Origin of the sequence: Kribbella sp. NPDC050820, from assembly GCF_040653975.1 — a bacterium.
Taxonomy (GTDB): Bacteria; Actinomycetota; Actinomycetes; order Propionibacteriales; family Kribbellaceae; genus Kribbella.
In genome coordinates this window covers 24,589-46,956 of sequence record NZ_JBFAHB010000012.1, presented here as the reverse complement: position 1 = coordinate 46,956, position 22,368 = coordinate 24,589, and the positions used below count along the sequence as shown (strand labels likewise).

24 protein-coding genes are annotated in these 22,368 nt (G+C 69.2%); 9 read left to right on the top strand and 15 right to left on the bottom strand.

Annotated elements, in window-relative coordinates; translation table 11 throughout:
• Positions 1 to 122 precede the first annotated feature (122 nt).
• The 4 genes from AB0H36_RS13590 to AB0H36_RS13575 are packed head-to-tail and all read left to right on the top strand — an operon-like array spanning position 123 to position 1,756.
• The gene (locus AB0H36_RS13590) at positions 123 to 656 is read left to right on the top strand and encodes a DUF1707 and FHA domain-containing protein (RefSeq protein WP_360521270.1); all 534 of its coding nucleotides are present in this window, start codon (positions 123 to 125) and stop codon (positions 654 to 656) included.
• Between the two features lie 38 nt (positions 657 to 694).
• Entirely contained in the window at positions 695 to 1,006 is a 312-nt protein-coding gene (locus AB0H36_RS13585; RefSeq protein ID WP_360521267.1) for a hypothetical protein, read from the top strand.
• Complete coding sequence (locus tag AB0H36_RS13580) at positions 999 to 1,427, top strand: MerR family transcriptional regulator (RefSeq protein ID WP_360521264.1); 429 nt, start codon at positions 999 to 1,001, stop codon at positions 1,425 to 1,427. Before AB0H36_RS13585 ends, AB0H36_RS13580 begins: the two co-directional genes overlap by 8 nt.
• Positions 1,424 to 1,756 carry a YnfA family protein gene (locus AB0H36_RS13575; RefSeq protein WP_360521261.1) on the top strand — a complete coding sequence of 111 codons (333 nt, stop codon included), beginning with the start codon at positions 1,424 to 1,426 and terminating at the stop codon, positions 1,754 to 1,756. Before AB0H36_RS13580 ends, AB0H36_RS13575 begins: the two co-directional genes overlap by 4 nt.
• A 20-nt stretch (positions 1,757 to 1,776) precedes the next feature.
• Here the strand turns inward: AB0H36_RS13575 and AB0H36_RS13570 are convergent, their stop codons facing one another.
• Together AB0H36_RS13570 and AB0H36_RS13565 are read right to left on the bottom strand one after the other, a co-directional pair.
• Complete coding sequence (locus tag AB0H36_RS13570; RefSeq protein WP_360521258.1) at positions 1,777 to 2,520, bottom strand: SDR family NAD(P)-dependent oxidoreductase; 744 nt, start codon at positions 2,518 to 2,520, stop codon at positions 1,777 to 1,779.
• A gap of 239 nt (positions 2,521 to 2,759) precedes the next feature.
• Complete coding sequence (locus tag AB0H36_RS13565) at positions 2,760 to 3,734, bottom strand: zinc-binding dehydrogenase (RefSeq protein ID WP_360521255.1); 975 nt, start codon at positions 3,732 to 3,734, stop codon at positions 2,760 to 2,762.
• Positions 3,735 to 3,835: 101 nt separating this feature from the next.
• Between AB0H36_RS13565 and AB0H36_RS13560 the strand changes: the two genes are divergently transcribed.
• On the top strand, positions 3,836 to 5,068 hold the full coding sequence (locus tag AB0H36_RS13560) for an ROK family transcriptional regulator (protein ID WP_360521252.1): 1,233 nt from the start codon (positions 3,836 to 3,838) through the stop codon (positions 5,066 to 5,068).
• Here AB0H36_RS13560 and AB0H36_RS13555 read toward each other — a convergent pair.
• The 6 genes from AB0H36_RS13555 to AB0H36_RS13530 form a co-directional block, all read right to left on the bottom strand.
• Positions 5,058 to 6,410, bottom strand: coding sequence for a GH1 family beta-glucosidase (locus tag AB0H36_RS13555; protein ID WP_360521249.1), 1,353 nt, complete (start codon positions 6,408 to 6,410; stop codon positions 5,058 to 5,060). The genes AB0H36_RS13560 and AB0H36_RS13555 overlap by 11 nt on opposite strands.
• Positions 6,411 to 6,501: 91 nt before the next feature.
• The gene (locus tag AB0H36_RS13550; protein WP_360521246.1) at positions 6,502 to 7,434 is read right to left on the bottom strand and encodes an aldo/keto reductase; all 933 of its coding nucleotides are present in this window, start codon (positions 7,432 to 7,434) and stop codon (positions 6,502 to 6,504) included.
• Complete coding sequence (locus AB0H36_RS13545; RefSeq protein WP_360521243.1) at positions 7,431 to 8,210, bottom strand: VOC family protein; 780 nt, start codon at positions 8,208 to 8,210, stop codon at positions 7,431 to 7,433. The genes AB0H36_RS13550 and AB0H36_RS13545 overlap by 4 nt, the downstream gene beginning before the upstream one ends.
• Positions 8,211 to 8,231: 21 nt before the next feature.
• Positions 8,232 to 9,059, bottom strand: coding sequence for a carbohydrate ABC transporter permease (locus AB0H36_RS13540; RefSeq protein ID WP_360521240.1), 828 nt, complete (start codon positions 9,057 to 9,059; stop codon positions 8,232 to 8,234).
• Positions 9,056 to 10,021 (bottom strand): sugar ABC transporter permease, encoded by a 966-nt coding sequence (locus AB0H36_RS13535; RefSeq protein WP_360521237.1) that lies wholly within the window; start codon positions 10,019 to 10,021, stop codon positions 9,056 to 9,058. The genes AB0H36_RS13540 and AB0H36_RS13535 overlap by 4 nt, the downstream gene beginning before the upstream one ends.
• A 4-nt stretch (positions 10,022 to 10,025) precedes the next feature.
• Positions 10,026 to 11,348, bottom strand: a complete 1,323-nt coding sequence (locus AB0H36_RS13530) for an extracellular solute-binding protein (protein WP_360521234.1) — start codon at positions 11,346 to 11,348, stop codon at positions 10,026 to 10,028.
• Between the two features lie 226 nt (positions 11,349 to 11,574).
• Between AB0H36_RS13530 and zapE the strand changes: the two genes are divergently transcribed.
• The 3 genes from zapE to AB0H36_RS13515 are packed head-to-tail and all read left to right on the top strand — an operon-like array spanning position 11,575 to position 13,927.
• Positions 11,575 to 12,588: a cell division protein ZapE gene (gene zapE / locus AB0H36_RS13525; RefSeq protein ID WP_360521232.1), complete on the top strand. Its 1,014-nt coding sequence runs from the start codon at positions 11,575 to 11,577 to the stop codon at positions 12,586 to 12,588.
• 38 nt (positions 12,589 to 12,626) lie between these two features.
• Complete coding sequence (locus AB0H36_RS13520; protein WP_360521229.1) at positions 12,627 to 13,493, top strand: polyphosphate kinase 2 family protein; 867 nt, start codon at positions 12,627 to 12,629, stop codon at positions 13,491 to 13,493.
• Positions 13,494 to 13,546: 53 nt separating this feature from the next.
• Entirely contained in the window at positions 13,547 to 13,927 is a 381-nt protein-coding gene (locus tag AB0H36_RS13515) for a VOC family protein (protein ID WP_360521226.1), read from the top strand.
• 23 nt (positions 13,928 to 13,950) lie between these two features.
• Here AB0H36_RS13515 and AB0H36_RS13510 read toward each other — a convergent pair whose 3' ends face one another.
• A complete protein-coding gene (locus AB0H36_RS13510; RefSeq protein WP_360521223.1) occupies positions 13,951 to 15,114 on the bottom strand; it encodes a Clp protease N-terminal domain-containing protein in 1,164 nt (387 codons plus the stop codon).
• Positions 15,114 to 15,341, bottom strand: coding sequence for a ribbon-helix-helix protein, CopG family (locus AB0H36_RS13505; protein WP_360521220.1), 228 nt, complete (start codon positions 15,339 to 15,341; stop codon positions 15,114 to 15,116). Before AB0H36_RS13505 ends, AB0H36_RS13510 begins: the two co-directional genes overlap by 1 nt.
• A gap of 45 nt (positions 15,342 to 15,386) precedes the next feature.
• Here AB0H36_RS13505 and solA point away from each other — a divergent pair, with 45 nt between their 5' ends.
• A complete protein-coding gene (solA, locus tag AB0H36_RS13500) occupies positions 15,387 to 16,520 on the top strand; it encodes an N-methyl-L-tryptophan oxidase (protein ID WP_360521217.1) in 1,134 nt (377 codons plus the stop codon).
• Here the strand turns inward: solA and AB0H36_RS13495 are convergent.
• From AB0H36_RS13495 to AB0H36_RS13475, 5 genes are all read right to left on the bottom strand, one after another.
• Positions 16,517 to 17,311: a sirohydrochlorin chelatase gene (locus tag AB0H36_RS13495; RefSeq protein WP_360521214.1), complete on the bottom strand. Its 795-nt coding sequence runs from the start codon at positions 17,309 to 17,311 to the stop codon at positions 16,517 to 16,519. The two genes, solA and AB0H36_RS13495, sit on opposite strands and share 4 nt — an antisense overlap.
• Positions 17,308 to 18,612, bottom strand: coding sequence for a GTP-binding protein (locus AB0H36_RS13490; protein WP_360521211.1), 1,305 nt, complete (start codon positions 18,610 to 18,612; stop codon positions 17,308 to 17,310). Before AB0H36_RS13490 ends, AB0H36_RS13495 begins: the two co-directional genes overlap by 4 nt.
• Positions 18,612 to 19,568, bottom strand: a complete 957-nt coding sequence (gene cysD / locus AB0H36_RS13485; protein WP_360521209.1) for a sulfate adenylyltransferase subunit CysD — start codon at positions 19,566 to 19,568, stop codon at positions 18,612 to 18,614. The genes AB0H36_RS13490 and cysD overlap by 1 nt, the downstream gene beginning before the upstream one ends.
• Entirely contained in the window at positions 19,565 to 20,251 is a 687-nt protein-coding gene (locus AB0H36_RS13480) for a phosphoadenylyl-sulfate reductase (protein WP_360521206.1), read from the bottom strand. Before AB0H36_RS13480 ends, cysD begins: the two co-directional genes overlap by 4 nt.
• A 142-nt stretch (positions 20,252 to 20,393) precedes the next feature.
• Positions 20,394 to 22,079, bottom strand: coding sequence for a nitrite/sulfite reductase (locus tag AB0H36_RS13475; RefSeq protein ID WP_360521203.1), 1,686 nt, complete (start codon positions 22,077 to 22,079; stop codon positions 20,394 to 20,396).
• Positions 22,080 to 22,368: the final 289 nt, after the last annotated feature.

The window sequence follows — 22,368 nt, the reverse complement described above, 5'->3', positions numbered from 1 at the left end:
TTCAACCCCACTTTGTGTACCCACCAACCACTTTCCGCGCCAAAAAACGATCGGTGGATGCACAAAGTGGGGTGCGGGGGTGGATGTGGACAGTGGCCCTGGGCGGCACTGACAATGCGGAGATGACATCGGTGCCGGTGCAGGGGGCGCGTCCGTCGGACGCGGAGCGTGACCGGGCACTGGCGGTCCTGCGCGACGGCGCCGGCTCGGGGCGGTTGTCGCACGACACGTTCATCCGGCGGATGACGTTCGTACTGCGGGCGCAGAGCCGTGGCGAGCTCGCTGCTGCGACGCGCGACCTGCCGCGTGAGGAACCACGTGCGCTCGCTCGGGTCCGCGGCGTTCTGGCCCGCCTCCCGCGGCTGACCGTCGTACCGCCGCCGGTGCAGCTTCCCGGCCTCGCGCTGCCACCTGCCGGCTCGCCGACGGTCCGCATCGGCCGCGGACCGGGCGCGACGTTGCGGATGGCCGACATCTCGGTGTCCCGCTTCCACGCCGAGCTCCGGCACGTCGGCGACGGCTGGATGTTGCGCGACCTCGGCTCGATGAACGGCACCCACCTCAACGGTCTGCGCATCACGACCCCGGTCCGCGTCCGCCCCGGCGACCACATCCGCTTCGGCGCCGTCGCCTACCTGCTGACTTGGGCCGAGTAGTTGCATCCTGTACTTGGGTACAGGTTTACCGTCGAAGCATGAGTACGACGGACTGGGCCCCAGAGGCCTGCACCCTGCCAACTGCCGAGCAACCCCTGCGGGTCGCGGAGTTCGACCAACTCTTCGCCGACCACCTGAGAACGGTCACCCGCGTCGACCCGACCACCCTCGAGCTCACGCTCGCCGCCGAGGCCGAGACGACCACGGCCGACCTCACCGCCCGCGAGACCGAGTGCTGCTCGTTCTTCACCTTCGAGCTCACCCCGACCGCCACCCACCTGACCCTCCGCATCACGGTCCCGCCGGCGCATGTCGCCGTACTGGATGCCCTGAACACCCGTTATGGCTGATGGCCTGCGCTCGGGTCAGGTCGCGGCCGCTGCGGGCGTGAACCTGCAGACCCTCCGGTACTACGAACGCCGCGGACTGATCGAGGAGCCGACAAGGAGCCTCGGCGGCCACCGGCTCTACCCGGATGAGGCCGTCACGACGCTGCGGGTGATCAAGGCCGCCCAGCGGCTCGGGTTCACGCTGACCGAGGTGGCGGAGTTGCTCGATGCGGCCAGGCATCGGCATCGCCTCGGCGAGGGAGCCGGGCTGCAGGCGCGCGCTCGCGAGAAGCTTGCCGATGTGGAAACCAAGATCGCCGACCTGACCGTGATCGCCGAGAGCCTGCGCGCCGGGATCGCGGCCGGCTGCGACGACCTCAAGACCTGCGCCGGCGACCCCGACTGCCCGCTGCCGTTCACCGACCTGGTCGCGCGCCCGTGACGGTCCTGCGGTCGGTGGTGCTGTTCGTGCTGGCCGCACTCGCGGAGATCGGCGGCGCCTGGCTCGTCTGGCAGGGCTGGCGGGAGCATCGCGGGATCTGGTGGATCGCCGGCGGCGTGATCGCCCTCGGCGCGTACGGCTTCGTCGCGACGTTCCAGCCGGATCCCCACTTCGGCCGGATCCTCGCCGCGTACGGCGGGGTGTTCGTCGCCGGATCGCTTGCCTGGGGCATGCTCGTCGACAAGTTCCGCCCCGACCGCTGGGACATCCTCGGCGCCGCCATCTGTCTGGTCGGCGTCGCCGTGATCATGTACGCACCCCGCGACTAGGCCACCCGGTCAGGGCTGAGTCACCACCCGATGGGGCCGAGGCGGTCTTCGAAGGTGCCGGTCGGGCCGTCCGGGCCGAGCGTTGCCATCCGGATCATCGAGTCGGTGCCCTCGGTCACCGTCAGCTGGCCCCGGTGGTTGTTCATGTCGGTGGCCGCGAACGTGTGCTTCTCGGTCTCGCCAGGGGTGACGGCGTTGAACTTGATGCCCGGCAGCGCCTGCGCGTACCGGACGGTGATCATGTTCATCGCTGCCTTCGACGAGCTGTAGGCAAGCTCGTGCATGTTGGCGACCGGCTGGTCCGGGTCGAGGATGACGCTGAACGCGCCGCCGGCGCTGGTCACGTTCACCACGCGTGGGTTCTCGGCCGCCTGCAGCAGCGGTAGGAACGCCTGGGTGACCCGCACCGGCCCGTAGACGTTGGCGTCGTACACGGGGTGCAGCTCGTCGGCAGTCGCCTGGCTGGGGTGGACGGCGTGTCCCGGCGCACCGGCGTTGTTGATCAGTACGTCGAGCCGGTCGGTGTGACCGCGGACGAGTTCCAGTGCACGCGCCACGGACTCGTCCGAGGTGACGTCGAGCGGGACCAGTACGACGTCCACACCCTCGGCGGCCAGCTTCTGGGCGGCCGCCTCGCCCCGGGCCTTGTCGCGGCTGCCGAGGAACACCTTCCAGCCCAGCTCGCCGAGCCGCCGGGCCCCCTCGTAGCCGAGGCCCTTGTTCGCCCCCGTGATCAGCACGGTGGTCTGGTCGGGCTTGCTCATCATGTCCTCCTGACGTTGAGAGTTCGCCCACCAGACGCCGCCCGCGGCCCGGCCGTGACGTCGTCCGAGTGTGAAACAGATCTCTGCGAAGCCCGCGCGACGTCGCTGCTAGGGATCGAGGATCGTCGGGTGGTTGTCCGGGTGGGTGCTTGCCGTCCGCGCGGCACGACTCGCTGGTGGCAGGGCGGTTCGCACGTTCTGACCGGAAGGTGGGCGCGGGGGGACTTTGCTGGTTGTTGTCAGGGGAGGAGTACTACCTTGCCTGTCGTTGCTCGGGTTTCGAGGGCGTGGTGGGCCTTGGCTGCTTCGGCGAGGGGGAAGGTGGTGATTACGGCTTGCCAGCGGCCGGAGGAGGTTTCTTCTAGGGCGGTGGATTCCAGGGGGCGGAGGTGGGGGAGGAGTTTGGGGCCGATGGCCCAGGTGGCTGTGAGGCCTCGGGACATGAGGTCTTCGGTGGTCAGGTGGATGGGGCCGCCGCCGGACCAGCCGAACATGAGTAGGCGGCCGCCGACGCCGAGGAGGTCGAAGGCTCGCTGGCCGTTGTCGCCGCCCACGCCGTCCAGGAGGACCGTAATTGCCCGATCACCCAGGTCGGACTTGAGGTCGGTCGGCCAGTCCGGGTTCTTGTAGTCGACCGCGTAGTGAGCCCCCAGGTCGCGGACCAGCTGCACCTTCTCGGGTCCACCGGCCAGGCCGATCACAGTCGCCCCGACGTTGCGCGCCGCCTGGACCAGGTAGCTACCGATCCCACCAGCGGCCGCCGTGACCAGTACGACGTCGTCCGCCGACAGCCGCGCCTGCGACAGAATCCCGGCGGTCGTCCGGCCGGTCCCGATCGCGGCGACGGCCTGGGCGGCGTCGACGTGATCCGGGAGCTCGTACAGCGACTCCACCTTGGCGACTGCGAGTTCGGCGTACCCACCTGGCACCATGCCGAGATGCACCACGACCCGTTTGCCGATCCACCCCTCGTCGACCCCGGGGCCGACCGCCTCCACCCGGCCCGCGACCTCGCGGCCGGGGATGGTCGGCAGCTCGGGCAGCGGGATCGGCCCCCCACCGCCGGTGCCGGCCCGCAGCGTCGTGTCGACCAGGTGAACCCCGGCCGCCTCCACCCGGATCAGCACCTGCTCCGCGGCGGGCACCGGGTCCGGGACCTCCTCGTACCGCAGGTTCTCCGCCGGACCGAACTCGTGCAATCTGATCGTCTTCACAGCCCGAGACGCTAGGACCTCAAGATTGGTTGAGGTCAAGCTGATGCCACTTTGTTACCTTGTGTATTAAAGTGCGGGGTAAGCCGAGGGAGGACGGTGACGTGGGGAAGATTCTGAAGGGTGCGACCGCGCAGGAGACACACAGCGCGATCCTGGACCTGATCCGGTCCAGCGGCACGGTCACCCGGGTCGATCTGGCCGACCGTTCCGGGCTGACCGGGGCGTCGATCTCGCGGGTGGTGAAGCAGCTGCTCGCCGACGGCCTGATCGTGGAGACCGGCCTCGGCGACCCGACCGGCGGCAAGCGCGCGACGTTGCTGCAGTTCAACCCGCGTGCCCGGCACGCGGTCGGCATCTCGATCGACACGCCCAGTACGACGTACGTCGTCACCGACATGAGCGGCCGCGTGATCGAGCAGATGTCGTCGCGGGGGATCGGCCGGGACGCGCCGGCCACGGTCGTCCAGCGGATCACCACCGAGCTCGAGGACCTGGTCGTGAAGGCGAACATCGAGCCGGCCACCCTGGTCGGGGTGGGCGTCGCGCTGGCCGGCCGGCAGGGCGGCGGCGGGATCCGGCTGCTGCGGACGAACGCGGCGAAGTACGTCTGGGAGCCGTTCGCCGTCCGGGACACGCTCAAGGCGGCGATCGACCACCCGATCGTGGTCGAGAACGACTCGACCTGCGCCGCGATCGGCGAGTTCTGGGCCGGCCGGATCCCATCGGTGAACGACTTCGCCACCGTCTACATGGCGGCCGGTTTCGGGCTCGGCCTGGTCACCAACGGCGACGTCTACCGCGGCTCGTCCTCGAACGTCGGCGAGATCGGCCACATGGTCCTGGACGTCAACGGCCCGCAGTGCTGGTGCGGCGGTCAGGGCTGTCTGGAGAGCCTGGCCGCGCCGGCCGCGGTCGTGAAGCGCGCCGAGCAGGACCCGTCCCTGGTCAACGATCTCGCCCTGCGCGGTCGCCGTACGGCGTTGCGCTCGGACTTCGCGAAGATCGCCCGGCTGGCCGCGGCCGGTGATCCCCGGTGCGTGCAGCTGATCGAGGAGTCGGCGACGTACCTGGCCAAGGCGTTGCTGTCGATCACGAACCTGCTCGACCTGGACCAGATCATCCTGGCCGGCCCCGGGTTCAGCGAGGCCGGCGACATCTACGTTCGGGTCGCGGCGACCGAGATCAACCGGCTGTCGTTCGTCCGCGCGATGCATCCGACCCGGGTCGAGCTGTCCAAGCTGGGGCCGAGCGCTGCGGCACTGGGCGCCGCATCGCTCGTCCTGCACAGTCAGCTCACGCCGCACCAGAAGTCGACCCGCGCGGTCACGAGCTGAGGAACTCCTGGAGCCAGCGCCCGCTCTTCTTGACGATCCGCTGCTGGCTCTCGTAGTCGACGTACACGATCCCGAACCGGCGGCTGAAGCCCCACGCCCACTCGAAGTTGTCCATCAGCGACCAGGCGAAGTACCCCTTCAGCGGCAGGCCCTCGGCGACCAGCTCCCGGCAGACCGTGAGGTGCTGCTCGAAGTAGTCCAGCCGGTCGTCGTCCTCGACGGTCCCGTCTGCAGTCAACGAGTCCGGGTACGCCGCGCCGTTCTCCGTCACGTACAGCGGCAGGTCCGGCGCGAGCTTGTTGATCGTGACCAGGATGTCGCGCAGCCCGGTCGCCTGGATCGGCCAGCCCATCTGCGTCTTCGGCAGGCCGGTGTCGACGGCAACCACGTTCTCGCTGCCCGGCTGCGTCGTCGGGACGCCCGGCGACGAGACCGGCCCGTCCGGCGCGGCCACGGTGGTCGGGCAGTAGTAGTTCACGCCGACGAAGTCCAGCGGGGCGCCGATCACCGGCAGGTCCGCCTCGAACTGCGCGAACCAGTCGGTCATCCCGGTGTCCTCGAGGACGTCGGCCGGGTACCTCCCGGTCAGCAAGGGCTCCAGGAACAGCCGGTTCCGCAGCCCGTCGACCCGCCGCGCGGCGTCGCGGTCCGCGGCCGAGTCCGACGCGGCGTGGATCGGTGCCGGGTTCAGCGCGATGCCGTAGGAACCCTCCGGGCAGCGGATCGCCTCTAGCGCGAGCCCATGCCCGAGCAGCAGGTGGTGCACGGCCTTCAGCGCGTCGGCGCCCTCGGTCCGCCCGGGCGCGTGCTCGCCGTTCCCGTAGCCGAGGAACGCCGAGCACCACGGCTCGTTCAGCGTCATCCAGTTCTTGATCACGTCCGCGAGCGCCGCGTGCGTGACGGCGGCGTAGTCGCGGAACCGCTCCGCGGTGTCGCGGACCAGCCAGCCACCCGCGTCCTCGAGCGGCTGTGGCAGGTCCCAGTGGTAGAGGGTCGCGTACGGCGTGACGCCGTACTCCAGGCAGGTCTCGGCGAGCCGACGGTAGAACGCGAGGCCGGACGGATTCGTCACGCCGGAGCCGGCCGGGATGATCCGCGGCCAGGCGATCGAGAACCGGTACGCCGTCAGCCCGAGGTCGGCGAGCAGCCGGATGTCCTCGGCGAACCGGTGGTAGTGGTCGTCGGCGACGTCGCCGGTGGTCCCGTCGGAGATCCGGCCGGGGGTGTGCGCGAAGGTGTCCCAGATGCTCGGACCGCGCCCGTCCGTGGAGACCGCACCCTCCACCTGGTACGACGCCGTCGCCGCGCCCCAGGTGAATCCGGGTGGGAAGCCGTTCGTCACGATGTCTCCTTCAGGTTGTGTCCGATGGTCCCGAGCCGTAGCGAGCAGGTGCCGAGTGCCGCGCAGTAGGCGCGGGACCATCGGACACGACCTAACCCTCGACCCAGTACTGCTCTTGGGGAAGGAGGCTACTCAACCGGTTAAGGAGCTCGTCGGGCAGGTCCGCTTCCATGGCAGCGACCAGCGCGTCGACCCGGGCCGGCTTGCTGATCCCGACCACGGTCCCGGCGACGCCCGGGGTGTCGGTGGAGTGCCGGAGCGCGGCCGTCGCGAGGTCGACGCCGTACTCGCGGCAGGCCTTGTCCATCTCCTGCACAGCCTCCAGTACGGCGGGCTGCGCCTCGCGGTACGCGTACTTCGTCGAGCCCTGCGGGTTCGCGAGGATGCCGCCGCCGTAGATCGCCGCGTTGATCACGCCGAGCCCGTCGGCGAGCGCGCGCTCGAACAGCGCGCCGGCCGAGTGGTCGACCAGGCTCCAGCGGTTGTGGACGAGCAGCACCTCGAAACCGCCGAGGTCGAGGTAGCGGGACAGCTCGCGGGTGTTGCCGCCGGCGAGTCCGACATGACCGATCTCGCCGTCCTCGCGCAGCTGCATCAGCGTGTCGACGGCGTCACGCATGGTGTCAAAGTCGTGGAACTCGGGGTCGTGCAGGTGCACCAGCGGCAGGTTGTCCAGGCCGAGGCGCTCCTTGCTCTCCGCGACACTCGCCCGGACCCGGGCGCCGGAGTAGTCGCCGTCGCGAGCGTCGACCTTCGTCGCGACCAGGAACCCGTCGGGCAGGCCGCCGTACTCCTTGATGGCCTGGCCGATCCGCAGCTCGCTCTCGCCGTCGCCGTACCCGTTGGAGGTGTCGATCCACTTCAGCGGGCTGTCGAAGACGCGGAGCACGAGGTCGACGGCCTCCTGGCGCGTGACGTCGTACCCGAAGACCGCGGGCATGCCTGCGATCCCGCTGCCGCCGGCGCAGACGGCGGAGACGGTGAGGCCGGTGGATCCGAGCGGCCGAAGCCAGTCCTTGTTCATGCCTCGGAGCCTACGGCGAACGCGAACCCGTCCGGATCGACGTACACGGTCGTGCCGTCAGGTGAGACGAGGTTGCCGAGATCGGCCGGAGGCTTGCCTTCGAGCTCGGCGTATGCAAAGCCGGCCACGGCGAGCTGCGGATCGCGGGACGTCTTGGGGACCTGGTAGGTGAAGACCTCGAGCACGGTGTCGCCGCCCTTGAGGTAGCCGATGCTGAAGCCGCGGTGGTCGTGCGGCTGCTCGATGGTGCCGATGAACGAGAAGCCGTAGTGCTGGTCGTAGAACGCGCTGGTCCGCTCGCGGTCCTCGATCGTGATCGCGACGTGGTCGAACCGCGGCCGCTGCGGCACCCCGAGCGCCCGCTCCCGGGCGACGCCGTCGGTGTCGAGGATCTCGGCGTACTGCAGGTCGCCCTGGATCATCTCCAGCAGCGTGCCGTCGGGGTCGTAGAAGAAGCAGATCCGGACCTTGCCCTCGGCATCGAGCGGGTCCAGCTTGAACTCGACCCCGGAGGCCTTGAGTACGGCGGCCCGCTCGTCCAGCCGGTCGACCTTGAACCCGACGTGCCGGAAGCCCTTCTGCAGGTCGTCGCCGACCCAGGTGGTCAGCTCGCGGCCGTTGCCGACGGCCCGCAACTCGATCGTCGCGGTGACCGCGTCCAGCACGGCCCGCTCCGCGGTCGGCTCGCCGACGACCGGGAGCTCCAGGAACTTGGTGTAGTACTCGACCGAGCGCTGCACGTCCGTGCAGTTGACCACGACGTTCTTGATCGCCATCGGACCTCTCTCAGGTGGGAGCTAGTTCTTGACGGCGCCGAGCATCATCCCGGCGACGAACTGCCGCTGCATCCGGACGTAGACGATGACGACCGGTACGACGGACAGCGTGAGGCCGGCGGTGAGGGCCGGCCAGTTGGTGGAGTACTGACCCATCAGGGTGAACAGCACCGGCTGCAGCGGCAACGAGTCGGTGTTGCGCAGCACGGTGTTGGCGATCAGGAACTCGTTCCAGGTGGAGAGGAACTGGAAGATCACCACGGTCGCGATCCCTGGCCGGGTGAGCGGCAGGATCACCCGGCGGAAGATGGTGAACTCGCTGCCGCCGTCCACCCGGGCCGCCTCGATCAGCTCGTCCGGCAGTGTCTGGAAGAACGCCCGCATCAGGAACATCGCGAACGGCGCGGACCCGGAGATGTAGAGCACCAGCAGGCCGGTCTGGGTGTCGAGCAGGCCGAGCGACTTGAGCTCGAGGTAGAGCGGGATGATGAGCGCCGTCGAGGGCATCATCAGGGTTGTCAACAACAAGACGAAGAGGGTGTTACGGAAGGGAAAGTCGAGTTTCGCGAACGCGTAGCCGCTCAGCGTGGCGAAGACCAGCACCCCGACGACCGTGACCGACGTGATCCAGACGCTGTTCCAGAAGTGCAGCGGGAACTCGATCGACGTCCACGCCTCCTGGTAGGCCTTGCCGGTGACCGATCGGGGGAAGAATGGCCCGTTGAAGATCGTGTTCTGCTCACGCAGCGACGTGAGCAGCATCCAGACGAACGGGAACGCCATCAGCACGCAGAACGGCGCCAGCACGAAGGTGGCGAACGACTTGCCGGCCCACGACGTACGTTTCATCGGTCCGCCCTCCTGGTCAGCCAGAGCTGGGCGATCACGGCGAGCGTGCAGAGCACCATCGTCACGACGCTGAACGCGCTCGCGTAGCCGAGCTGCGGGATGGAGCCGGACGTCGAGCCGAACGCGAGCGAGTACAGGTACGTGCCGAGCACCTCGCTGGCGTGGTTCGGTCCGCCGCCGGTCATCACGAAGATGACGTCGAAGGCCTTGAATCCGTTGAGCAGGCCGAGGCTGACGACCAGGCCGGTGACGACGCGCAGGCTGGGGACGGTGATGTGCCGGAACTGCTGCACGGTGTTGGCGCCGTCCACGGCCGCGGCCTCGTACAGGCTCGGGTCGATGCCCTGCAGGCCGGCGTAGAAGATCAGCATCGTGAAACCGATCCCGCCCCAGACCGTCACCACGATGATGGCCGGCAGCACCGTCTTCTGGTCGGCCAGCCACGGATGCTGCAGGCTGTCGAGGCCGACCGCCCCGAGCAGCCGGTTCAGCGTGCCGATGTTCGGGTCGTAGATGAGTTTCCACAGCACCGCGGACACCACGAACGAGACGATGCCCGGGATGAACAGGATCGTCCGGACCAGGACACCGACCTTCGGCCAGACAGCGTTGACGAGTACGGCGGTGACCAGTCCGAGGAACGTGAGCAGCGCCGTGGTCACGCCGGTCAGCACCAGCGTGATCACCATCGCCCGGCGCGCGACCGGGTCGGACAGCATCCGGCTGTAGTTGTCGAAGTTCACGAACCGCGGCGCGCCGAAGCCGCCCCATGAGGTCAGGCTCAGGTACGCCGTGTAGAGGATCGGCCAGAGCACGAACGCCAGGAACAGCGCGAACGTGGGGAGCACGAACAGGTATCCCGCCGCGCGCTGCGACCGGCGCAGCGGCGAGCCGAACCGGTACGACGTACGGCGGGGGACTGCCTGGGGTCTGGTCTCCGACCGGGACAGGGCTGTCGCCATCCGATCAGCCGCCCTTGGCGTTCAGCACGGCCTGCTGCATCTCCTTCGCGACCGCCGCCGGATCGCCCTTGCCGTCGAAGATCTTGGCCAGCGGATCGCCGGCCGCGACCGAGCCGGGCCCGAACGGGATGTGCGGGCAGCCGTCGCCGTCGAGCAGCCAGGATGTCATCTGCTTCATGATCGGCAGCTCGATCCGGCCCGCCGCGCTCTTGGTGGCCGGCATCGAGTTGGACTCGTTCATCGTGGGGGAGTACTCGTCCGCGGAGTACAGGAACTTCAGGAACTCCAGCGCGGCGTCCTTGTTCTTGCTGGTCGCCGAGACCGCCCAGCCGGCGCCGGCCTGGTTCGCGGTCCAGTGCCGCTTGCCCGGGGCGATCGCCGGCGTCTTCATCACCTTGTACTTCTTCACGAAGGCCGGCGGGGCGTCCTGGGTCAGGCCCTGCGGCGTCCACGACCCGTTGAACAGCATCGCGGACTTCTCGGTGTAGAACAGCTGCGGCGCCTGGTCGCCGCTGGTGCCGGTCGTGCCGGGCTGGAACACGCCGCCCTTGACGATCTTCTGCTGCAGCTTGATCGCGTCGAGGACCTTCGGGTCCTCGTACGTCGTGCCGTCCTTCAGCTGGTCGAGCTTCAGGTAGAACGTCGGGTCGTCGGCGACCTGGGTGATCAGCGGCAGGAAGAAGTCCAGCGAGCTGGTCGTCGGGTTGCAGCTGAGCGCGACCGGATGCTTGCCGATGGCCCGGATCTTGGCCGCGGCCGCGATCAGGTCGTCCCAGGTCTCGATCTCGTCCTCGCCGACCCCGGCCTTCTTCAGCAGGTCCGGGTTGTAGAACAGCCCGAACGTCTGCGCCATCCAGCCGACTGCGTACTGCTTGCCGTCCAGGGTGTACTCCTGGTTGGCCGAGTCGAAGAAGTCCTTCAGGAAGTCGTCGCCGAGCTCCTGCTTCAGGTCGGCGGAGACCCCGCCGGTGCCGTAGGTCAGCGCGCGCGTGTGCGGCGCGAAGATCTCCGGGACGTCGCCGCCGGCCACCGCCGCCTGCAGGGCGGGCAGGTACTGGTCCGGGGTGCCGAAGATCCGGTTCTCGATCTTGATGTTGCTGTGCGCCGCCTCGAACTTCTCGATCAGCTTCGGGAACTGGGCCTCCTGGTCGTTGTACCAGGACCACATCCGGACCACGGCCTTCCCGCCGCTCGTGGTGCCGCCCTCGCTGTCACTGCCGCCGCACGCGGCCAGGGCGGGCCCGAGCCCGAGTGCCGCGGCGCCGCCCAGCGCTCCCTTGAGTACCGTCCGCCGGCCCACTGTGCCGGCTTCCCGCCGTTCGCCCATACCGACTCCTCAGTCAGTCACCTCACGAACCTCACATCAACTTCCTAACTGAAAGTAAGAAAGTGGTCAAGCTCACGTGGAAGTTTCCCGGAGTTTCCGGGCCGGGCCCCTCGGGCGGCTTGTGTCACCACTGGGGTGCTGCACCCCCCACCGGTGACCCAACCCGCTAGACCGCAGGTTGGGCGGCGGGGCGGGTGGTGGGGGTGTCCCACTTAAGGTTGGGCGCATGGTGATTCGGTTGAGTGAGCGGTGGCCGGAGGTGAGCCCGGACCGGCTGCTGTCGGAGTGCGTGCCGCCGCCGCGGTTCGCAGACGTCCGGTTCGCCACCTACGAGCCGGCGCCCGACGAGCCGTCACAGGCCGAAGCGCTCGCAGTGCTCACCAATCGCGCCGTCGGACTGGCCAAGCCCAAGCCGGCGCCGAGCCTCTGGTCCCGGCTACGCAAGCGCCCCGAAGCGCCTGGCAAGCCCGGGATCTATCTCGACGGCGGCTTCGGCGTCGGCAAGACCCACCTGCTCGCGTCGCTGTGGCACGAGGCGGCCGGACCGAAGATGTACTGCACTTTCGTCGAGCTCACCAACCTCGTCGGGGCGCTGGGCCTGCGGACAGCTGTCGAGGCGTTGTCGTCGTACCGGCTGATCTGCATCGACGAGTTCGAGCTGGACGATCCAGGTGACACGATGCTGATCTCGCGGCTGCTGGGTCAGCTGGTCGCGGCCGGCGTCGAGCTGGCGGCGACCTCGAACACGCTGCCCGACAAGCTGGGGGAGGGCCGGTTCCAGGCGGTCGACTTCCTCCGCGAGATCCAGGCGCTGGCCGCGCACTTCGATGTACGGCGGATCGACGGGCCGGACTACCGGCATCGCGGCCTGCCCGTTGCGCCCGAGCCGTGGCCGGACGACAAGGTCGAGGCGAAGGCGGCCGAGCGCGCCAACGCGTCATGCGACCACTTCGTCGACCTGCACCGCCACCTGTTCGAGCTGCACCCGAGCAAGTACGGCGCTCTGCTCGACGGCGTCGAGGCGGTCGCCATCACCGAGATCCGGCCGCTGACCGACGAGAACGTTGCCCTGCGCATGGTTGTTCTCGCCGACCGCATGTACGACCGCAACCTGCCGCTGCTGGCCGGTGGCGTGCCGCTTGACCAACTGTTCTCCGCCGACATGCTCAAGGGCGGCTACCGCAAGAAGTACCTGAGGGCGCTCTCCCGGCTGATCGCCCTCGCAAATGCGGGAGGTTAACCGCCGGGCTTGCGCAGTGGATGAGGCAGGATGGTGCGATGGCGAAGCAGAAGAAGAGCCAGGCGGACATGGGTGGGCTGCTCGAGCAGTTGAAGATTCCGCCGGGGCCGGTCGATCTGAGCAAGTACGACACGCGGGCCACGCCTGGGTTCACCGGGACCAAGGACGAGGGGAAGCTCGCGCTGGAAAGCCTCGACGCCGAGTTGTCCGACTGGCAGGAGCGCCTGTACGCGGAAGGCCGCCAGGACGGGCAGCGCAGCGTGTTGCTGGTACTGCAGGGGATGGACACGTCCGGCAAGGGCGGCGTGATCCGGCACGGCGCGGGCCTGATGGACCCACAGGGCCTGAAGATCACCTCGTTCAAGGCGCCGACGCCGGCCGAGAAGCGGCGCGGGTTCCTGTGGCGGATCCGGCAGGCGCTGCCAGGCCCCGGGATGATCGGGATCTTCGACCGGTCGCACTACGAGGACGTGCTGATCGCGCGGGTCCGCAGCCTGGTCGCGCCGACGGTGTGGAACCGGCGCTACAACCAGATCAACGACTTCGAGGCCGAGCTCGCGGCCAACGGCGTGACGCTGCTGAAGTGCTTCCTGCACATCTCGCCGGAGGAGCAGAAGCTCCGGCTCCAGGCCCGCCTGGACGACCCGACGAAGCACTGGAAGTACAACCCGGGCGACGTCGACGAGCGGAAGCTCTGGCCGGCCTACACCGAGGCGTACGAGGCCGCTCTGGAGCGCTGCAACAGCGCTGACGCGCCCTGGCTGGTGATCCCCAGCGACCGCAAGTGGTACCGCAACTGGGCGGTCACCACGATCCTCCTCGAGACGCTGCAGTCGCTGAACCCGCAGTGGCCGGCCGCGGACTTCGACGTGGACACCGAGAAGAAGCGCCTGGCTGCCACCTGACCCTGTGCGCTGCGGCCCAATTTGGGTACACAGGGGGCGGAAGGAGCACAACGATGAGCGCGGTTTCGGTTCGGTACATCGTCAGCGACGTCGACGCGGCGGTCGACTTCTACACCAAGCACCTCGGGTTCGAGGTGCAGATGCGGCCCGGGCCGGGGTTCGCCGGGATCACCCGTGGTGATCTCCGGCTGCTGCTGTCCGAGCCGAAGGGACCTGGCGGCGCGGCCCAGGCGATGCCGGACGGGCGCACGCCGGAACCGGGCGGCTGGAACCGGATCCAGCTGGAGGTCGACGACCTCGAGTCCACGGTCGGTGCACTGCGCGCGGACGGCGCGTCGTTCCGGAACGAGATCGTCACCGGCCGTGGCGGGCTGCAGATCCTGCTGGACGACCCGTCCGGCAACCCGATCGAGCTCTTCCAGCCGACGACGTAGCCCCCCTCTGACGACGTACGCCTTCAGTCCTCCGGGTCGATGTTGTGGCGGCGGAGGAGGGCGCGGAGCGCTGCGACCTGCTCGTGGAGCCGCTCGTTCTCGTCGAGTACGGCGTTGAGCTCGGCGAGCAGGTGGTGGCGACGGCCGTAGGTGGTCCAGGCGGCTTCGGCCTCGGGTGTGGTCCAGGCGGTTTCGGCCTCGTCGGTGAGGTAGCCGGAGACGGCTGACTCGAGCCGCTGGCGGTGATCGATCCAGTCGTGCGTCTTGCGTCGTACGTCGTCGAGTTCGTGGCCCAGCTTCAGCAGGATCTGAGTCGCGACGCCCTCGCCGTCGCGGAGCAGGCCGAGCAGCAGGTGCTCGGTGCCGAGGATCTCGGAGCCGAGCCGGCGGGCGCGTGCCTGTTTCCGGCCGGGCTTGGCCGCCTCCTGATAGGCGTGCTCGAGCGTGCTCTTCGCCCGCGGGGTGAACGGGATCGTGCCGGCGGTGCCGCGGCCGGTACCGCGCCCGATGATCTCCACCACCAGGTCGCGCACGGCCGGTGCGGTGACGCCCAGGTCGGCCAGCACCTTCCCGCCGCCACCCTGCCCTTCGTGAATGATCCCCAGCAGCAGGTGCTCGGTCCCGATGAAGGTGTGGCTGAGCATGCGGGCCTCCTCCTGCGCGAGCACGACAGCTCGCCGGGCCGAGTCGGTGAACAACTCGAACATTCCGCCTCCCCTCCGCGACAGCTCGTCCTCGACGGCGGACGCCAGGTCCTTGACCTCGTCCTCGAGCAGCAGGTCGATCCTGAGGTGCTCCTGCAGGTCCTCAGCGGTCACGTGCTCAGGTTTCAGCCGCTCGCGGAGGAAGTCGGCCACCTCGTCGGCCGACACCCCGTCAGCGGCGATCCGGTCCAGCAGCTCGTCCACCTCCTCGACCGGTTCGAGCCGCAGCTCCGACCGGTTCAGCGAGCAGAACTGCAGCACCACCGCCACCGTCACCACCCGGTTCGCGCCCTCGAACGCACGCGCCCGCACCAGCCCGGCCAGCAACACCCCTGCCGCCTCGGCCAGTCCGCCGGTACGGCGTACGTCGCTCAGCACCTCGTCGACCGCGTCGAGGTTCGTCCGCCGGACCGCGTCGTCCGACGAGCACCGCAACACGCGGGCCGCGATCGCGAGGACGTCGTACTGGTCGAGGAAGCGCATCAGTCGTCTCCACGGAGGCGGCGCAGCGACTCCTCGTGGCGGGCCAGGTTCTCGTCCAGGAGCCGGCTGAAGCGGCCGTCTTGGCGGCGCTGGTCCACGAGGGCGGCGATCGCCTCCCGGGCGACGTCGGACACCGACCGTCCCTCGACCGAGGCCACTGTCTGCAGCCGGTCCGCCAGCTCCGGATCCAGCCGCAACAGGATGTTCTTCGTCCCGTCCTTCGCCATGGATAGCAAGATATCACGCTATCAGAGACTCGGTAAGGTGAGCGGGTGGAGATTCTGCGAGCGGATGTCGTGGTGGTGGGGCTGGGCGCGTTCGGGTCGGCCGCGTTGTGGCGGCTGGCGGCGCGTGGGGTGAACGTGATCGGGATCGAGCGGCAGGCGATCGGGCATCCGTTCGGGTCGTCGCACGGGAGTACGCGGCTGTTCCGGGTCGCGTGCATGGAGCACCCGGGGCTGACGCCGATCGCGCGGAAGTCGCTGGAGTTGTGGACCGAGCTCGGGGCGAGGACGGGAGAGGTGTACGTCCGGCAGACGGGCTCGCTCAATGTCGGCGCACCGGACAGTCGTCCGGTCAGTGGGGCGCGTCGGGCCGCGGCCGAGGCCGGCGCGTCGACCACCGACCTGAGTCATGACGAGTTGGCCGGCAGGTTCCCGCAGTACGACTTGGCCGCGGACGAGGTGGCGGTTTGGGATCCGGGGGCGGGTATTTGCTACGCGGAGCCGACGGTGCGCGCGCATGTCGCGGAGGCGCAGAAGCTCGGAGCGACGGTCTATCCGCACACGATGGTGACCGGGATCGATGTCGAGGCGGGGCAGGTGACTGTCCGGACGCCGACGATCGCGATCGAGGCTGAGCAGGTCGTGGTGTGTGGCGGGGCGTGGCTCGGGAAGCTGGTGCCGGGGTTGCCGTTGTCGCCGCGTCGTACGCCGTTGTTCTGGTTCCAGCCGAAGGAGGCGGGCTCGGAGGCGTTCCGGCTGGCGAACTTTCCGGCGTTCATCTGGGCGTTCGCGGACGGGCGTGGGCTGTGGGGGCACGGGTCGGACGAGGACTTCTTGGTGAAGGTCGGCCTGGACGGTGCGCAGCGGGACCGTGGGGTGGATCCGGACGAGCTCGATCGGTACATCCATCCGCGCAAGGACATCGCTGAGTTGTCCGCGGCGATCGCGGGGCACTTCCCGGAGCTGGATCCGGAGCCGGTGAAGGTGATTCCGTGCATGGTGACGGACTCGCCGGACGGGCAGTTCCTGGTCGGGCGGCGGGACGAGCGGATCGTGATCGCCGGCGGCGACAGCGGCCACGGCTTCAAACACTGCGCCGGCGTCGGCGAGCTCCTCGCCCAAATAACCACGAAGGAGACGCCCTACACGGACGTCTCCTTCATGGATCCCTTGCGGTACTAAGCCGTGCGGACCAGCTCGGCGCGTACGACGGTTGGCCTCGGGGCGGGGGCGAGGGTGAGGAGGTCCAGGCCGGCTACGCCGTAGCGGAGGAGGACTAGGCGGGCTACCTCGGCGCTGACGCCGAGGGGGCGGGAGACGGCGACTGCGCCGGCGCGGCGAGCGGTCGACTCGGCGCGGTCCGGGAGCACGCCCGGCGCCAGGAACAGGGAGCCGACGGCAACGTGCCGCCGGCCCTCGAGCCGCCACTGCAGGACGGCCTCGGCCGGGGACGGCGACGCCGCGCAGGTGAAGGCCGCGGTGACCGGGAGCTTGTGCCGCTGACCCCACAGCCGCGCGAGGCGGGTGACGCTCGCGTTCGCCTGCGAGTCGCTCGAACCGGCGCACGCCAGCACCAGCGCGTCCAGCTCCCGCACCCGGCCGTCCTTGAGCTCGGCCCGCATCCGGCGGTCCAGGACGTCGAGCAGCGTCTCGTCGTACCCGAGCACGTCCGAGGCGATGATCCGCAGGTCCGGGAACCGGGTGCGGGCTTCGTCGACGACGGCCGGGACGTCGATCCGGGCGTGGTACGCCGACGACAGCAGCAGCGGCAGGACGACGACTTCCTCCACGCCCTCGGCGGCGAGCTTGCCGATCACCTGGTACGGCGTGGGCGGGCAGTGGTCGAGGAAGGAGGCTTCGATCCGCAGGTCGTCACGCATGTCGCGCAGGCACTTGACGAGCGAGTGAACAGTGGCGGCCGAGCGCGGGTCGCGGCTGCCGTGGGCGAGGATCACGAGCGCTGGAGCAGTCACAGCAGTTCCCCTTCTTCGTCGTCGATCATGCCGGCTGCGAGCGTCCACCCGTCGTGGGCGTCGATGAGCAGGAACGATCCGGTGATGGCGTTGCTGGAGTACGGGTCGGCGGCCAGCGGTGCGGCGACCTTGAGTTGCACCTTGCCGATGTCGTTGAGGTCGAGCCCGGCGGCGTCGATGACTCCGAGCGTGTCCAGGTCCAGCGCGCCGGTGATCTTGGTCACGATGGCCTGGGCAGTGGTGGTGGTGTGCTTGATCAGCACCCGGGCGCCCACGGTCAGCGGGCGGTCGGACAGCCAGCACACGGTGGCGGCCAGTTCCCGGCGGGTGCCGGGGGAGGCCTCGGCCGCGACGATCACCGAGCCGCGGGCGACGTCGATGTCGTCGGCCAGCCGGACCGTGACGGCCTCGCCGGCGACCGCGGACGGCCGTTCGGCGACCGCGGTCGAGGTGGCGGTGACGACGGCCTTGTCGATCCCGGCGACCGAGGTACGGCGTCCGGCCGGCAGCACCAGCACCGGGTCGCCGACCGAGACGGTGCCGGAGGCAACGGTTCCGGTGTAGCCGCGGTAGTCGCGGTACTCGTCGTCGGACTGCGGCCGGATCACGTACTGGACCGGGAACCGCAGCGGCTGCTGCGAGTTGTCGATCCGGCCGGTCGCGTTCTCCAGGTAGTCCAGCAGGGTCGGGCCGTCGTACCAGGGGGTCTCGGCGGACCGCTCGACCACGTTGTCGCCGACCAGTGCGGACACCGGGATGGCGTGCACGTCGGCGATCCCGAGCTGGTCGGCCAGGTCGTTGACGTCCTTGGCGATCCCGGTGAAGACGGCCTCGTCGTACCCGACGAGGTCGATCTTGTTCACCGCCAGTACGACGTGCGGCACCCGGAGCAGGCCGGCGACGGCCAGGTGCCGGCGGGTCTGCTCGAGCACACCGTGGCGGGCGTCGACCAGGATGATCACCACGTCCGCGGTGGACGCGCCGGTCACGGTGTTGCGGGTGTACTGCACGTGCCCGGGGCAGTCGGCCAGGATGAACGAGCGCTTGTCGGTGGCGAAGTACCGGTAGGCGACGTCGATCGTGATGCCCTGCTCACGCTCGGCCCGCAGGCCGTCGGTGAGGAGCGCGAAGTCGAAATCAGTACCGTCGCCGCGGGCCCCTGGTCTTTGCGCTGTGACCGTCTGCACGTGGGCGATCTGGTCGGCCAGGATCGCCTTGCAGTCGTGCAGCAGGCGACCGACCAGCGTGGACTTGCCGTCGTCGACCGAGCCGGCCGTGGCCAGGCGGAGAAGTGTGCTCATCAGAAGTACCCCTCTCGCTTGCGGTCTTCCATCGCGGCCTCGCTGACCCGGTCGTCGGCGCGGGTGGCGCCACGCTCGGTCAGCTCGCTGGCCGCCACCTCGACGACCACCTCGGCCGCCGACGTCGCCGTACTCGCGACCGCGCCGGTGCAGGACATGTCGCCGACGGTGCGGTAGCGCACCACCCGGTTGCTGACGGTCTCGCCGTCGCGGGGCTGCGAGTACGGGCCCACGCCCAGCAGCATGCCGTCGCGCTCGAACACGTCCCGCTCGTGGGCGTAGTAGATGCTCGGCAGCGGGATCTGCTCGCGCTCGATGTAGTGCCACACGTCCAGCTCGGTCCAGTTGGACAGCGGGAACACCCGCACGTGCTCACCCGGGCGGTGCTTGCCGTTGTACAGCGACCACAGCTCCGGGCGCTGGTTGCGCGGGTCCCACTGGCCGAACTCGTCGCGCAGGCTGAAGATCCGCTCCTTGGCCCGGGCCCGCTCCTCGTCGCGGCGGCCGCCGCCGAACACGGCGTCGAACCGGTGCCCGTTGATCGCGTCCAGCAGCGGGATCGTCTGCAGCGGGTTCCGGGTGCCGTCGGAGCGCTCGCGCAGCCGTCCGTCGGCGATGTAGTCCTCGACGCTCGCCACCTCGAGCCGTAGCCCGAGCGCCTCGACGGTCTGGTCGCGGTACGCGAGGACCTCGGGGAAGTTGTGGCCGGTGTCGACGTGCAGCAGCGAGAACGGGACGCCGGCCGGCGCGAACGCCTTCCGGGCCAGGTGCAGCATGACGATCGAGTCCTTGCCGCCGGAGAACAGGATCACCGGGCGCTCGAACTCGGCCGCCACCTCGCGGAACACGTGGATGGACTCGCTCTCCAGCGCGTCCAGCTCGGTGACGGTGGTGGTGTTCAGGGCTGCCTCCGGGGCGGCGATGGGTGCGGTCGGCGTGTCGATCGTGGCGGTCATGTGTGCAGCCCGCACTCGACCTTGCCCGTGCCGGCCCAGCGGCCGCTGCGCGGGTCCTCACCGGGGGCGACGCGCTGGGTGCACGGTTCGCAGCCGATCGAGGGGTAGCCGTCGTACTGGAGCAGGTTCACCAGTACGCCGTTGTCCGCGATGTAGGCGTCCAGGTCCTCCTGGGTCCACGGCGCGATCGGGTTCAGCTTGACCATGTCGCGCTTCTCGTCGTACTCGACGACCGGGGTGTTCGCCCGGGTCGGCGCCTCCTCGCGGCGGATGCCGGTGACCCAGGCCTTGTAGCCGGACAGGTACCGGTTGAGCGGCTCGACCTTGCGGAGCGCGCAGCACCTGTTCGGGTCGCGGTCGTGCAGCTTTTCGCCGTACTCGGCGTCCTGCTCGGCGACCGTCTGCCGCGGGGTGGCGTTGATCAGGTTGATCGGCAGCGTCGCCGCCACCGCGTCGCGGGTGCCGATCGTCTCGGCGAAGTGGTAGCCCGTGTCGATGAACAGCACGTCGACACCAGGGGCCGCCTCGGCTGCGAGGTGGGGGAGTGCCCCGTCTGCCATCGAGGCGGTCACCACCAGTTCGTCACCGAAGGTCTCCCGCGCCCACGCCAGCAGCTCGTGCGCCGAGGCGTCGGCCAGTCGAACGTTGGCCTCCTCGGCGAGCGTCTTCAGGTCCGTGCTCATTCCACCGTCACCCGCAGTCCGATCATCTTCAGCTGGAACACCCGTGCACACGGCCGGCACTCCCACGCGCCATGGCCTTCCTCGGAAGGACGAAGGTCCTCGTCCCCGCAATAGGGGCAATAAAGCGGTGCTGCTCGCTCACTCACTGCAAAGCCTCCTCATCAGCACGGGTGACCCACTGGGCGAAGCGCTCGCCCTCGTTGCGCTCCTTCAGGTAGTTCTGGGTGATGCGCTCGACGTAGTCGGCCAGGCCGGCCGACGTGACCTTGTGGCCGCGCAGTTTGCGGCCGAAGCCGGCGTCCAGGCCGAGGCCGCCGCCGAGGTGGACCTGGTAGCCGGGCACCTGGTTGCCGTCCTCGTCGCGGACCAGCTGGCCCTTCAGGCCGATGTCGGCGACCTGGATCCGGGCGCAGGAGTTCGGGCAGCCGTTCACGTTCACGGTGATCGGAACATCCAGTTCGGGGATCCGCTGCTCCAGCTCGTCGATCAGCTGGGCGGCCCGGGCCTTGGTCTCGACGATCGCCAGCTTGCAGAACTCGATCCCGGTGCAGGCCATCGTGTTCCGCCGCCATGCCGACGGCCGGGCCTGGTAGCCGAGATCGGCGAGCTGCTCGACCAGCGACTCGACCTTCGACTCCTCGACGTCCAGCACGATCAGCTTCTGCTGTGCGGTGGTCCGGATCCGGTCCGAGCCGTGCGCGGCGACGACGTCGGCGACCTTGGCCAGCGAGCTGCCGGACACCCGGCCGACCACCGGCGCGACGCCGACGAAGTACCGGCCGTCCTTCTGCTGGTAGACGCCCACGTGGTCGCCCTGGACCGCGGGCACCTCGGGCGCCGGGCCGTCGATCAGCTTCCGCTTCAGGTACTTCTCCTCGAGCACCTCGCGGAACTTCTCCACACCCCAGTCGGCCACCAGGAACTTCAGCCGGGCCCGGTTCCGCAGCCGCCGGTACCCGTAGTCGCGGAAGATGCTGGTGACTCCCCACCAGGCCTCGGCGACCTCGTCCAGCGGGATCCAGGTGCCCAGCCGCTGGGCGAGCATCGGGTTCGTCGACAGACCGCCGCCTACCCACAGGTCGAAGCCCGGCCCGTGCTCGGGGTGGACGACCCCGACGAAGGCGATGTCGTTGACCTCGGGTACGACGTCGTGCGACGGGTGACCGGTCATCGCGGTCTTGAACTTCCGCGGCAGGTTCGAGAACTCCGCGGATCCGATGTACTTCTCGACGATCTCGTCGATGGCCGGCGTCGGGTCGATGATCTCGTCCGCGGCGATCCCGGCGACCGGGCTGGAGATCACCACCCGCGGCACGTCGCCGCAGGCCTCGGTGGTGTACAGCCCGACAGCTTCGAGCTTCTGCCAGATGGCCGGCACGTCCTCGACCCGGATCCAGTGCAGCTGGATGTTCTGCCGGTCGGTGATGTCGGCGGTGTCGCGCGCGTACGTGCTGGAGACCTCGGCGATCACCCGCAGCTGCTCGGTGCTGAGCTGGCCGCCCTCGATTCGGACCCGCAGCATGAAGTAACGGTCGTCCAGCTCCTCCGGCTCCAGCGTGGCGGTCTTGCCGCCGTCGATGCCGGGCTTGCGCTGGGTGTACAGACCCCACCAGCGGAAGCGGCCGCGCAGGTCGGCCGGGTCGATCGAGTCGAAGCCGCGGTGCGCGTAGACGTTCTCGATCCGGGCCCGGACGTTGAGGCCGTCGTCGTTCTTCTTGTTCTCCTCGTTTTTGTTCAGCGGCTCGCGATATCCGAGCGCCCACTGACCTTCGCCCTTGCCCTTGCGTGGGCGGGCGGGTTTGCGGGGAGCAGACGTGACGCCAGTCATCCGGGAGGGTGTCCTTGTCCTCGTGACAGGTGCGTCCGCGGGCTGCGGGATCGAAGCGTCGTCGGTTCGATGCGTTCCGCGGTGCGCACCCAGCGGTGATCGGGGGTGATCAGGGGGCCGTCATTGGCCCGGCAGGGTGGCTGTCAGAACATCGAAGGACAACAGATGGCGCTGCGCATCCGCCCGAGGTCGACATGAATCCGACCTACGAGATGAGTGGAGCGGGCAGCGAGCATGGTGTTAAGCGTCAGCGTCAACGCCTGACAAATCAACTCCCAATCCTGCATGT